Origin of the sequence: Pseudomonas sp. NFR09, assembly GCF_900111535.1 — a bacterium.
GTDB lineage: Bacteria > Pseudomonadota > Gammaproteobacteria > Pseudomonadales > Pseudomonadaceae > Aquipseudomonas > Aquipseudomonas extremorientalis.
Window position 1 is genome coordinate 270279 of sequence record NZ_FOIH01000004.1, and the last position, 13182, is coordinate 283460.

General features: G+C 60.5%; 7 protein-coding genes. 2 read left to right on the forward strand and 5 right to left on the reverse strand.

Features of this window, described 5'->3' with window-relative positions:
* Positions 1-62: 62 nt before the first annotated feature.
* The 3 genes from BMX59_RS11600 to BMX59_RS11610 form a co-directional block, all read right to left on the reverse strand.
* Positions 63-1418 carry a DUF3999 domain-containing protein gene (locus BMX59_RS11600; protein WP_092246673.1) on the reverse strand — a complete coding sequence of 452 codons (1356 nt, stop codon included), beginning with the start codon at positions 1416-1418 and terminating at the stop codon, positions 63-65.
* Positions 1418-4477, reverse strand: coding sequence for a DUF2339 domain-containing protein (locus BMX59_RS11605; RefSeq protein WP_093121437.1), 3060 nt, complete (start codon positions 4475-4477; stop codon positions 1418-1420). Before BMX59_RS11605 ends, BMX59_RS11600 begins: the two co-directional genes overlap by 1 nt.
* 159 nt (positions 4478-4636) lie before the next feature.
* Complete coding sequence (locus BMX59_RS11610; RefSeq protein WP_071492413.1) at positions 4637-7087, reverse strand: glycogen/starch/alpha-glucan phosphorylase; 2451 nt, start codon at positions 7085-7087, stop codon at positions 4637-4639.
* A gap of 228 nt (positions 7088-7315) precedes the next feature.
* Here BMX59_RS11610 and BMX59_RS11615 point away from each other — a divergent pair, with 228 nt between their 5' ends.
* The gene (locus tag BMX59_RS11615) at positions 7316-7750 is read left to right on the forward strand and encodes a YkgJ family cysteine cluster protein (RefSeq protein ID WP_012721764.1); all 435 of its coding nucleotides are present in this window, start codon (positions 7316-7318) and stop codon (positions 7748-7750) included.
* Between the two features lie 193 nt (positions 7751-7943).
* Here BMX59_RS11615 and typA read toward each other — a convergent pair whose 3' ends face one another.
* Positions 7944-9764: a translational GTPase TypA gene (gene typA / locus BMX59_RS11620; protein WP_058423717.1), complete on the reverse strand. Its 1821-nt coding sequence runs from the start codon at positions 9762-9764 to the stop codon at positions 7944-7946.
* A gap of 139 nt (positions 9765-9903) precedes the next feature.
* Positions 9904-11358: a tRNA uracil 4-sulfurtransferase ThiI gene (gene thiI / locus BMX59_RS11625; protein WP_071492415.1), complete on the reverse strand. Its 1455-nt coding sequence runs from the start codon at positions 11356-11358 to the stop codon at positions 9904-9906.
* A 334-nt stretch (positions 11359-11692) separates the two neighbouring features.
* On the opposite strand from thiI, the gene glnA reads away from it, so the two are divergent.
* A complete protein-coding gene (glnA, locus tag BMX59_RS11635; protein WP_017529544.1) occupies positions 11693-13099 on the forward strand; it encodes a glutamate--ammonia ligase in 1407 nt (468 codons plus the stop codon).
* The last annotated feature ends 83 nt before the right edge of the window (positions 13100-13182 follow it).

Sequence of the window (13182 nt, forward strand, 5' to 3'; positions counted from 1 at the left end):
CGAGTCGGGGCGTATTTCCTCCTATCAGAGGATTTAAACCCAATAGAGTTCATGGACTTTATTTAACGTGCCGCCGGCGGCTTGCGCAGCAAACTGTAGGCCATGGCGCCCAGTGCCGCCACGCCGAGCAGCAGTACGGCCCAGAGCCCAAGCTTTTTCCAGTTCGTCCCGGGATCGGCAGCGGCTACCATCGCAACCGGTGTGACCGCGACTTCCCCGACGACCTTGGCCTGCCCCAGCGTCTCGAAGCGCTCGGGTTTGTAGTCCGGGATCAAGGTCGACAGCGGCAAGCTCGCGGCCTTGGCGGACGCATTGCCCAATGCCAGCGTAAACGGTGGCTCCCCCCGCGCCAGGAACACCAACTGCGTGGCACGCACTGCAAAGCGCAGCGCCGGCGCCTCGACGCCCAGACCACCACCGCGCTCATCTACCTGCAATTTGAGCTCGGCCACCGTTTGCCCCGGCAGTTGCAGTTCATCCTGCACCACGTCCTGGCCATTCTGGGTCAGGCGATACAACAGACCATTGCTCAACGGCTGCCATGCCTGCTTGCTGTCCCTTCGACCGGATAACGTCACGGGCGCCAGCGTGTTGGGTTGCTTCAACTCGACGCGCAAGCGTTCGATGCTCACCCCCGCCGACAACTGCCAACTGTATTCCCCGGCGCCAAGCCGCGTACCCGTGAGCGGCTGCGACCATACCAACGGCAGCGGCACGCTGCTGCGGGTAGCGCTCACCAGTTTGGCCGAGGTCAGCAGCGGCGCCGCCTGGCCCTGCCAGACCAGACGCAGGTAGCGCGCCGATTGCCCGGGCAAGTTCACGTCATGTTGCTCGACCCGTTCGTCGGCAAACGACAAGCGCGCCACCTGCCCATCGCCCCAGGCGTCCCAGTGCTGCAAGTCATCACTGGCCTCGATGCTGAAACGCTGGAAGCCCTCCTGTTCGCGGCTCCAGTCCAGGGTCAATTGCTGCAAGGGCGCCTTGATCGCGCTGGCGTCCAACACCCAGCCGCGCAGTACTTGCTTGCCGGGTTTGGGTGCAGTGGATGGGGTGATTTCCACCAAGGTGCCTGTGGTAGAGGCCTTCATCACCACGTCGGGCAACGCTGTTTGAGTGTCGGCGGCGTACAGCGGGAACCACTTCACGTCAGTGACGTTGCGACTCTCGGAGCGTTGCACGGACTGGCGAGACAGCGCATAGGCCTGGGGTTCACCGGCGGCGTTGAACACTCGCACATCGCTGAGATCGGCCTGGCGTGCATTCAGTTGAACCGCCAACGGCAAGTCCAGGCGATACCAGGGGCCAGTGCCGCTCACGGCGAGCGGCACCTGGGTGGCGAAATCAGCCGGCCGCTCTTGAGCAAACGCCACCGAGCACAGCGTCCATATCGTTAACCCACTCAGACTCAGCTTGCCTATCAAGAAGACGCTCCCTCAGTTTCAATACGTTTGGGCGGCAACGGTGCAAAATAGCCCACCACCAGCAACAACCCGCCCACGCCGATAAACGACACGATCCGCGCCAGGCCGCCGCGGTTACTCAATTCGACGAAGAACAGCTTGGCCACCACCACCGCAATCAGCGCCGCGCCGATCAGCCACACTTCACGACGATGGCGCAGGTGGCCGCCGATCATCAGGCCGAGGGCGATCAGGGTCCAGACAATCGACAGGCCGGCCTGTACCAGCATCGACTCCAGCAACGCATCCCATTGAAACGGCACGCCGCCCCAATGGTGGGCCGTGCGCATCACCAGCGCGGTAAAGAAGGCGAACAGCGAAAGCCCCGCGACACCTTGGGCGATCGACTCGACACGCGGCCCCCGCTGCGGCGCGGCGCTGCGCGACCACAGGTAAATGCCCAGCAACGCGAACAGCAGGCCCAGGTCCAGCGGATTGAGCATGGGCAGATAGGGCAGCGGCTTGGCAGTGCCGTCACTGAAGATGTTCGCCAGCCAGAACCAACCGAGCATCAGCACCGCCAGCGGCAATGCGGCGAGCACGCGGTATTCCCTTGGGTACGCGGAAACAGGCCACGGCCAGCTGCGCGGCGCGGCGGCCAGCACCAGGTACAGGCTTGGCAGGATCGCCCAGCCCAGCCAGCGCCAGGCGTTGTATTCGCTCGAGAGCATCAGCAAGCCGTAGCGCAGTTCCAGTGCCAGTACGCCGATCAGCATCCAGCAGCCCAGTACATGAGCCGCGCTTAAGACCTTTCCAGGCACCAGTGCCGCCAAACGTCGCAGCGAGATGAAATGCACCCCGAACACCGCCAGCCAGGCCAGCCAGCCGAACTGCGCGGCTGGGTGGTAATACTCGGTCCATGCGTCCCACAACACCAGGCCCGCCGCAGGCATCAGCAACGTGCTGGCGAGACCCAACGCCACCCAGCGCAAACGCAGCGCCAGTAACGTCCAGATCACCCCGCTCAGCGCAGCCGCCAGCAGCAACAGTGCAGCGTGCAAAGGTACAGGCGCCAAGCGCCACACTTCAATGATCACCGCCAGCGCCCACCACGCCACACCCCAGGCCAGCAGAGCTGAGGACAAACGGCCACGGGGCAAGCGCCAGGCGCCGGGCATTGCCGCCAAGGCAATGATCATCGGCGTCCAGGCATTGCTCACGGGGTCGAGGGCAAACAGCGCGCCCGAAAGGACTTGCACAGCAATGCCACAGCGCACTACCACCGGCGAGCCGATACGCTGGCCCACCCATAGGGTCGCAAGGCCCGCAACTGCCCAACTGACGATGCTGCCTTGGGTTGAAAACAACAGCGGCGCCAGCAGGTAGGCGCAACCCAGGCCGAGTATGGCGAGCCCTGGAGCGCCGAGACGTTCCCAACGCCGGCTCTGCTCCGGCGCGGCTTTGTGTAGTTGGTAAAAACTGAACAACAGTGCAGCGCCCAGCAACAATGCCCCTAATGGAGGGCCCTGCAGCAAGGTGTCCTGGCCATCGCGCAGTTCGCTGAGGAAGGCGAGCAACGAACCCAGTTGCAACAGCAAGGCGAACGCCCGCGCCACGGGGCGATGCTGGCGTAGGCCGAGCCAGAAGATCCCGGCGCCTTCGACAGCCCACGCCGCAGCGGTCCAGCGTGCATCGAGGCCCAAGGGAATGGCCAGGCTGGCGAAGATCACCCCCAGGGCCAGACAGGTTTCCGTCAGGAGCCCGGCGCGCCCACCACTGAATACACGGGCCAAGACCATGTAAATAATGCCCAGGCCCAGCGCACTGAACGCAGCGGCGAACTCAAGGTGTTGCACCAGCGCGAACTGCAAGCCAAAGCCCACCAGCGGCGGGCCGAACAACAAGGTGCCGTCGACATAGTCGCCCTTGCGCAATTGCGTACCCAGGCTGTCGCCCTCGCCCATCTCCAGCAACTTGCGCCAGGCATACAACAGGCCGATTGCCAGGTACATCGCGAAAAACAGGAGCAGGAACGGCTCGGTGCTCCACAACAGCTCCGGCGTGTAGGAACGCATACCCCAGGCGAAACCGATCCCGAAGGTGCCCATAAAGCCGATCACATTCAGCAGGCGCCAGGCCTTGAACCAGGCAATCGCGAGAATGCCGGCATTGAGCAACGCAAAGTAACTGAACAACGCCACATGGCTTCCGGCGCCGGTCGATACCAGGATCGGTGCCGCAAAACCGCCCAAAGCCGCCGCACAGGCGAGGCCGAGGGCATCCTGGGTGATCGCCAGGATCGCTGAAAATACCGTGACGGCGACCAGCAACCCCATTGCCGCGCCGGGATCGATCAGCAGATGCACACGCATCGCCGCAAACACCGTGAGGTACAACACCGCAATGCCCGCGCCCTGCAGCATCAACCCGTAGTTGCTGTTGCGCAGCCGCAGCCACCAGCCCAGGCCCAGCAGGCCCACCGCAGCCGCAGCCACACCGGCATAACGCAGCTCGATCGGCACCACCATGCCTTCGGTGGCGTAGCGCAGCAGGAACGCCAGGCCGAGAAAGAGCAGCACCACCCCGACGCGCAGCACCGTGTTGCCGCCAAACAGCCAATTGCGTGCACCGTTGAGGGCACGCTCGATAAGGTTGGGGCCACGCGGGATGGCAGGTTCTTTAGGGGACGACGACGCAGCCGGTGCCCACACATCATCCGGCAGCGGCTGGCTCGCTTCGGCGACCATGGTCACAGGTGTCAGCTCGGCAGGCAGCTCCCAGACCAGCTCAGGCGTTTGGGCGACGGGGGTGGGTTCTGCAACGGCGGGCTCGACAAACACGCTGCTGGTTGCAGGCGCAGGCACTTCCAGTTGCCGCAGGCGCTCACCCAGCGCTATCAGCGACTTCTGCGTGGTTTCCAACTGACGCGCCTGTTGGTCCACCTGGGAGGACAGCTTCGCCAGGCGGATCGCCTGGCCAATGCCCAGCCCCAACAGCGCACCGATGCCCGCATCGCTGAACGACTCATCGAGCGTCCAGCCGAGCACCAGGCCAATCAGCATGAAAATCCATTGCATGGTCGATATTCCCTAGGCAAACCGGCGCCCAGTATATCGAGGCAGAACCAATGTGGGAGGGAGCTTGCGCCCGATAGCGGTGCACCAGTCGACATATCTGCAAACTGACAGGCTGCTATCGGGGGCAAGCCCCCTCCCACATTTTTGGATCAGCGATGTTTAGTCGAGGGCTTTCCAGATCTCGGTCGCGTACTCCCTGATCGTCCGGTCCGAGCTGAACCAGCCCATGCGCGCCGTATTCAGCACCGCCGAACGCCACCACGCCTTGGAATCATGCCAATGCGCCTCGACCCGCGCCTGGGCGTCCCAGTACGAATCGAAGTCGGCGCACACAAGGAATCGATCGTAGTCGATCAACCCATCGATCAACCCCACGTAGCGGCCCGGATCATCCGGCGAGAACACCCCGCCGCGGATCGCTTGCAGCACATCGTTCAACCGATGGGAGGCGGCGATGTCCGGCCCGGCGTTGAACTCCCCGGCGTGTTTGCGGGCTTCCACTTGCTGCGCGCTGAGGCCAAAGATAAACATGTGCTCGGCCCCCACGCGCTCATGCATTTCAACGTTGGCGCCGTCCATGGTGCCGATGGTCAGCGCACCATTGAGGCCGAACTTCATGTTGCTGGTGCCCGAGGCTTCGAAGCCGGCGGTAGAGATCTGCTCCGACAAGTCCGCCGCCGGAATGATGCTTTCCGCCAGGCTGACGTTGTAGTTAGGCAGGAACACCACCTTGAGCAGGCCGCGCACGGTCGGGTCGTTGTTGACGGTGCGCGCGATGTCGTTGGTCAGCTTGATGATTAACTTGGCCTGGTGGTAACTGGCCGCCGCCTTGCCCGCGAAGATCTTCACGCGCGGCACCCAGTCGGTGCCCGGTTCGGCACGGATCGCCTGGTACAGCGCCACGGTGTGCAGCAGGTTGAGCAGTTGGCGCTTGTACTCGTGGATACGCTTGACCTGCACGTCGAACATCGCCGCCGGGTTCACTGCAATGCCCAGGCGCTCGTGGATGATGTCGGCCAGTGCACGCTTACTGTGTAAACGTTGCTCGGCAAACGTCTTGCGGAATGTCTGTTTCTCGGCAAAGGGTTCAAGCTCCAGCAGTCGCTCTTCGGGCTTGTCGAGAATGTCCGGACCGAGCGCCTCCACCAGCATGGACGTGAGCTTGGGGTTGGCCTGGTACAACCAGCGGCGGAAGGTAATGCCGTTGGTCTTGTTGTTGATGCGCTCCGGGTACAGCTTGTGCAGTTCGGAGAACACGGTGCTGCGCATCAGTTGCGTGTGCAGGCCGGACACGCCGTTGACACTGTGGGAACCGAGGAACGCCAGGTTACCCATGCGCACACGGCGGCCGTTGTCTTCTTCGATCAGTGAGACGGCGCGCAGCACATCGAAATCGTGGATACCTTTGGCGCGCAGCGAATCGATGTGCTGGGCGTTGATCAGGTAGATGATCTGCATGTGCCGGGGCAGCATGCGTTCCATCAGGCCCACAGGCCAGGTTTCCAAGGCTTCGGGCAACAGCGTGTGGTTGGTGTAGGAAAGGGTTTCAACGGTGACGTCCCAAGCTGCTTCCCACGGAATATCGTGCAAATCCACCAACTGCCGCATCAACTCGGCCACGGCAATGGACGGGTGCGTGTCGTTGAGCTGGATCGCCGCGTGTTCGCCCAGGCTCAGCACCGAGCCGTGCATGTTCTTGTGACGGCGCAGCAGGTCCTGCAATGAAGCGGAGACAAAGAAGTATTCCTGACGCAGGCGCAGTTCCTGCCCCGCTTCGGTGCTGTCGGCTGGGTAAAGTACGCGGGAGATGCTTTCAGCCCGGGCCACTTCGGCGACAGCGCCCAAGTGGTCACCGGCGTTGAAGCGCTCCAGGTGCAAGTCTTCCACCGCACGGGCGCGCCACAGGCGCAGGGTGTTGACGCTGGCGCCACGCCAGCCGACCACCGGAGTGTCGTAGGCCACGGCCCGGACGGTTTCGTTGGGCGACCACACCTGAATCATCTTGCCGGAGGCATCCGCCAGGGTTTCGACGCTGCCGCCAAAGCCGATCGGGTAAATCACTTCGGCCCGCTCGAACTCCCACGGGTTGCCGAAATCCAGCCAACGCTCGGTCTGCTCCTGCTGCCAGCCATCGACAATCGCCTGGCGGAATAAGCCGTGCTCATAACGAATGCCATAACCATGGCCGGCAATGCCCAGGGTCGACATGCTTTCCATGAAGCACGCAGCCAGGCGGCCCAAGCCACCGTTGCCGAGCGCCGCGTCAGGCTCCAGCAGGCGAATGCGCTCCAGGTCGACACCCAGCTCGGACAACGCTTCGCGCGCAATCTCCAGCACGCCAAGGTTGCTCAGACTGTCGTAGAGCAGGCGGCCGATGAGGAATTCCAGGGAAAGGTAATAAACACGCTTCTGGCCTTTGCGGTAGATACGCCGCGTATGGTCCATCCAGTGGTCGACCATCTGATCGCGGGCGGCCAGGGCAATGGCTTCGAACCAGTCGTGGTCGAAGGCGTGATCCGGGTCCTTGCCCACCGCGTAGGTGAGTTTGGTCAAGACGGCATCGCGGAATGCGGCTACCTCTGCTTCTCGTGCAAGTGGTTCCTGAGACATCAATTGCGACCTCGGGCGAGATAGAAGGAGTTGCTAGAGCCTAGACGGTCTGACAGGCGGTAGACGCGCTGGTTCGGCAGTTTTTTAACGCATTCACCGTTGTGTGAATTAGATGCAGGGGTCGTGCCCGATCTGCCTTTGAGCTGAAACCCAGAAAATATTGTTCAAAAAATCACCAATCCCGGTATGATCGCGCGCCCGGATACAGCCCCACCTTTTGGAACCCTGATGAAGCCTCAATTGATCGCCGCCGCGGAACTCGACCGTCTTGAAACGTGGCAGAAATATTCCGCGCATATGTGCGGTGGTTGCGTGTCCAGCTGCTGCACGCTGCCGGTCGAAGTGAAGATCAAGGACCTGATCCGCATTGGCATCGTCGATGAATTCGAGCGTGGCGACCCGCCGAAGAACATCGCCAAGCGCCTGCAGAAGGAAGGCATCGTCGAGCGCTTCAATTCCAAATCCGAGATTTTTACCCTGCAGCGCATGAGCAACAACGATTGCCTGTACCTGGATCGTAAGACGCGCTTCTGCACTATTTATGACAAGCGCCCGGATACCTGCCGCAACCACCCGAAGATCGGGCCGCGTCCGGGATATTGCGCGTACAAGCCGAAGGAAGTGGTGCGCGAGACCACGTTCAAGACCCTCGACAAGTTCTGATCAGGGTTTTGCGGGGCTTTCAAGGGCCCTATCGGGGGCAAGCCCCCTCCCACACTTGAAAGTGTTCACAGTTCAAAATGTGGGAGGGGGCTTGCCCCCGATGAGGCCAGTAAAGCCACCCCACAAAATGCAGGCGCAAAAAAACGCCCCCGGCCTTTCGACCGGGGGCGTTTTTCATTCAGCCTGAGTTAACTCAGTTCTTGGCCTTCTTGGCAGCGCGGGTACGCTCGCCTTCGTCCAGGATCTTCTTACGCAGGCGGATCGACTTAGGCGTGACTTCACACAGCTCGTCGTCCTGGATGAATTCCAGGGCCTGTTCCAGGGTGAAGCGAACAGGTGGAACCAGGGCGATGGTTTCGTCTTTACCCGAAGCACGCATGTTGTCGAGCTTCTTGCCTTTGGTTGGGTTGACGCCCATGTCGTTGTCACGGCTGTTCAGACCGACGATCTGACCGTTGTAGATCTCTTGACCGTGTTCAACGAACAGCTTGCCACGCGCCTGGAGGGTTTCCAGGGAGTAGGTCAGTGCCTTGCCGGTTTCTACCGAGACCAGAACACCGTTCTGACGGCCGGACATGTCGCCGGACTTCATGGTGTCGTAGCGATCGAAGATCGAGGTCAGGATGCCAGCACCGTTGGTCAGGGTCAGGAACTGGTTACGGAAACCGATCAGACCGCGAGCAGGGATGTTGTATTCCAGACGCACACGGCCTTTGCCATCCGGCACCATGTTGGTCAGGTCGCCTTTACGCAGGCCCATCTCTTCCATGACCTTGCCCTGGGATTCTTCAGGGGTGTCGATGGTGACGTTTTCGAACGGTTCCTGCTTCACGCCGTCAACTTGACGGATGATCACTTCAGGACGACCAACGCCCATTTCGAAGCCTTCGCGACGCATGGTTTCGATCAGTACCGAGAGGTGCAGCTCACCACGGCCGGAAACCTTGAACTTGTCAGCCGAGTCGCCTTCTTCAACGCGCAGTGCAACGTTGTACAGCAGCTCTTTGTCCAGACGCTCCTTGATGTTACGGGAGGTCACGAACTTGCCTTCTTTACCGCAGAAAGGCGAGTCGTTTACCTGGAAGGTCATGGAAACGGTTGGCTCGTCAACGGTCAGAGGCTTCATCGCTTCTACCGCGTCCGGGTGGCACAGGGTATCGGAGATGAACAGCGAGTCCATACCGCTGATGCACACGATGTCGCCAGCTGCAGCTTCTTCAACGTCGATGCGGTGCAGGCCGTGGTGGCCCATCAGCTTCAGGATACGACCGTTGCGCTTCTTGCCGTCGGCGCCGATAGCGACAACCGGAGTGTTCGGCTTGACGCGACCACGGGCGATACGGCCAACGCCGATAACACCCAGGAAGCTGTTGTAGTCCAGTGCCGAGATCTGCATCTGGAACGGACCGTCACGGTCAACAGCCGGCGCAGGTACGTTGTCGACGATCGACTGGTACAGCGGGGTCATGTCTTCAGCCATGTCGGTGTGGTCCAGACCGGCAATACCGTTCAGGGCCGAGGCGTAGACGACTTTGAAGTCCAGCTGTTCTTCGGTGGCACCCAGGTTGTCGAACAGGTCGAAGATCTGGTCCAGAACCCAGTCCGGACGCGCGCCTGGACGGTCAACCTTGTTGATGCACACGATCGGACGCAGGCCGGCTTCGAAGGCCTTCTTGGTCACGAAACGGGTTTGCGGCATAGGGCCGTCTTGAGCGTCAACCAGCAGCAGAACGGAGTCCACCATCGACATTACGCGTTCTACTTCGCCGCCGAAGTCGGCGTGGCCCGGGGTGTCCACGATGTTGATGTGGTAGCCGTTCCAGTTGATGGCGGTGTTTTTCGCCAGGATGGTAATACCGCGCTCTTTTTCCTGGTCGTTGGAGTCCATCACGCGCTCGTCGTTGAGCTCGTTGCGCTCCAGGGTGCCGGACTGACGCAGGAGTTTGTCTACCAGGGTGGTTTTACCATGGTCAACGTGAGCAATGATGGCGATGTTACGTAGATTTTCGATCACTTGTGTATCTCGATCAGAGGATTCGGTGTGCTGACAGGTCGTGGCAGCGATTAACAGTAGAGTCAGGCCTTGCCGTTACAGCTTGACGGCAGAGTCGGGGGGCCGGTGACGCAGGCCACAGGCAAACAGCCCCGGGCTCTTAGCTCGGTCGATAAACGCGCACATTGGCATGCCCCTCACTGAGCAAATGGTGGGCATGCAGGCGACTCATCACGCCTTTGTCGCAATACAGCAGGTACTGACGGCTGTTATCCAGTTCCTTGAAACGCGCGTTCAATGCATAGAACGGCAGCGTTTGTACGTCGATGCCGGCGATTTCCAGCGGCTCATCCTCAGCGGCATCCGGGTGACGGATGTCGATGACGATCTGGCCGGCCAGGGCTTCGCTGACTTCTTCGATCTTGATGTCCTGGCCCAGCTCGTCGATGACGCGATCGATCGGGACCAGTTTGGCGTTCTCGAGCGCACGCTCCAGAATCGCCATGTCGAATTCTTTCTCTTCATGCTCCACGCGGTGACGCTTGGCGTGGGTCTTGGGGTTCACCGAGATGACCCCGCAGTACTCGGGCATGTGCTTGGCAAAATCGGCGGTGCCGATCTGCTCTGCCAGGTCGATGATGTCCTGCTTGTGGCTGGCGATCAGTGGGCGCAGTACCAGCTTCTCGGTAACACAATCGATGATCGACAAGTTCGGCAGCGTCTGGCTCGATACCTGGGAGATCGCTTCACCGGTGACCAGCGCGTCGATCTGCAACTGGTCGGCGATCCGCGAGGCAGCGCGCAACATCATACGCTTCAATACCACGCCCATATGACTGTTATCGACTTTGCCGAGAATTTCGCCCAGCACTTCCTCGAACGGCACGCTCACAAATAGCACGCGTTGGGAGCTGCCGTACTTCTTCCAGATAAAGTGCGCAACTTCCATCACGCCCAATTCGTGTGCACGCCCGCCCAGATTAAAGAAGCAGAAGTGGCTCATGAGGCCGCGACGCATGATCTGGTAGGCCGCCACCGTGGAATCGAAACCGCCGGACATCAGTACCAGGGTCTGTTCCAGAGCGCCCAGCGGGTAGCCGCCGATGCTGTTGTGCTGGCTGTGGATCACAAACAACCGTTGGTCGCGAATTTCCATGCGCACTTCAATTTGCGGTGCTTTCAGGGAAATTCCGGCAGCGCCGCACTCGCGACGCAGCTTGCTGCCGACATATTTCTCGACGTCCATGGAGCTGAAGCTGTGCTTGCCGGCACGCTTGCAGCGCACCGAAAAGATCTTGCCGGTAAGCGAGTCGCCGTAGTGCTGTTTGCACTTCTCGGTGATGTCGTCGAAGTCGCCCAGCGGGTACTCATCCACCTGCAGGAAGTGCGCGATCCCCGGCATGCAGCTCAGGCGCTCGGTCATGTCCTTCAAGGCTTTGGGCTCGGTGACACGGGTTTCCAGCTCGAGGTTGTCCCACACGCCGTTCACCACCACAGCCGGGTCCAGATCGCGGAGCACGGCACGGATGTTCTTGGCCAACTGACGGATGAAACGCGTCCGTACCGGTCGGCTTTTGATGGTGATCTCGGGGAAGACTTTAACGATTAATTTCATGGAAACAGCGCGCGCCGGGCCTGCTGAAAAAGGGGGGCGCGGATTATAGCGGAAATCGCTCAAGGTTTAACCAGTTAATATGCACAGCAGGCGCAACGCACTAAATGGGTGCACCTGCACGCCTTTGCGCTACATTGAGGTGCGCTATTTTCGGGCTTTTGTCGTAATGCACCGTTATAGGGGCGTTTTTGGAACAGAAAACCCATGTTGGCGCACTGGCATGCAATTTGCTCTCTTGTGAGGCAGGTTGCCATGGCGGAGTATCCGCGCCGGCATCACCCACATTCTAAGGGCTAACTCCACTACCCCAGCCCGAAGCCACCCGGAGGACACTATGTCGAAGTCGGTTCAACTCATCAAAGATCATGACGTTAAATGGATTGATCTGCGCTTCACGGACACCAAAGGCACTCAGCACCACGTGACCATGCCGGCTCGCGACGCGCTGGATGATGCTTTCTTCGAAGAAGGCAAAATGTTCGACGGTTCCTCCATCGCTGGCTGGAAAGGCATCGAAGCTTCCGACATGATCCTGATGCCGGACGACAGCACTGCTGTTCTCGACCCGTTCACCGAAGACCCAACCCTGATCATCGTCTGTGACGTGATCGAGCCTTCGACCATGCAAGGCTACGACCGCGACCCACGTGCGATCGCCAAGCGTGCCGAGGAATACCTGAAGTCCACCGGTATCGGCGACACCGTATTCGTAGGCCCGGAGCCAGAATTCTTCATCTTTGATTCGGTCAAGTTCAAGTCCGACATTTCCGGCTCCATGTTCAAGATCTTCTCCGAACAAGGCTCCTGGATGTCCGACCAGGACGTGGAAGGCGGCAACAAAGGCCACCGTCCAGGCGTCAAGGGAGGCTACTTCCCGGTTCCGCCATTCGACCACGACCACGAAATCCGTACCTCCATGTGCAACGCCATGGAAGAAATGGGCCTGGTCATCGAAGTGCACCACCACGAAGTGGCCACTGCCGGCCAGAACGAAATCGGTGTGAAGTTCAACACCCTGGTCGCCAAGGCTGACGAAGTACAGACCCTGAAGTACTGCGTACACAACGTGGCTGATGCCTACGGCCGTACCGCGACCTTCATGCCTAAGCCACTGTACGGCGATAACGGTTCGGGTATGCACGTTCACCTGTCCATCGCCAAAGAAGGCAAGAACACCTTCGCAGGCGAAGGTTACGCCGGCCTGTCCGACACTGCCCTGTACTTCATCGGCGGCATCATCAAGCACGGTAAGGCCCTGAACGGCTTCACCAACCCGTCGACCAACTCCTACAAGCGTCTGGTCCCAGGTTTCGAAGCTCCGGTAATGCTGGCCTACTCCGCTCGCAACCGTTCCGCCTCGATCCGTATTCCTTACGTGTCCAGCCCACGTGCTCGCCGTATCGAAGCGCGCTTCCCGGACCCGGCAGCCAACCCATACCTGGCCTTCGCGGCACTGGTCATGGCCGGTCTGGACGGTATCCAGAACAAGATCCACCCTGGCGACGCCGCCGACAAAAACTTGTACGACCTGCCGCCTGAAGAGGCCAAAGAGATCCCACAAGTGTGCGGCAGCCTGAAAGAAGCCCTGGAAGAGCTGGACAAGGGCCGTGCGTTCCTGACCAAAGGCGGCGTATTCAGCGACGACTTCATCGATGCCTACATCGAGCTGAAAAGCGAAGAAGAAATCAAGGTTCGCACCTTCGTACACCCACTGGAATACGAGCTGTACTACAGTTGCTGATCCGGTAGCGCTGCTTAACGTGGCGTGACGAAAAAGACCTCCTTCGGGAGGTCTTTTTTTTGCCTGGGGTTTAGCTGGCCGGC

Coding starts and splice junctions, on each gene's coding strand:
- glnA (WP_017529544.1), top strand. CDS start 11,693: ATGTCGAAGTCGGTTCAACTCATCAAAGATCATGACGTTAAATGGATT.
- BMX59_RS11605 (WP_093121437.1), bottom strand. CDS start 4,477: ATGCAATGGATTTTCATGCTGATTGGCCTGGTGCTCGGCTGGACGCTC.
- BMX59_RS11615 (WP_012721764.1), top strand. CDS start 7,316: ATGAAGCCTCAATTGATCGCCGCCGCGGAACTCGACCGTCTTGAAACG.
- thiI (WP_071492415.1), bottom strand. CDS start 11,358: ATGAAATTAATCGTTAAAGTCTTCCCCGAGATCACCATCAAAAGCCGA.
- BMX59_RS11610 (WP_071492413.1), bottom strand. CDS start 7,087: ATGTCTCAGGAACCACTTGCACGAGAAGCAGAGGTAGCCGCATTCCGC.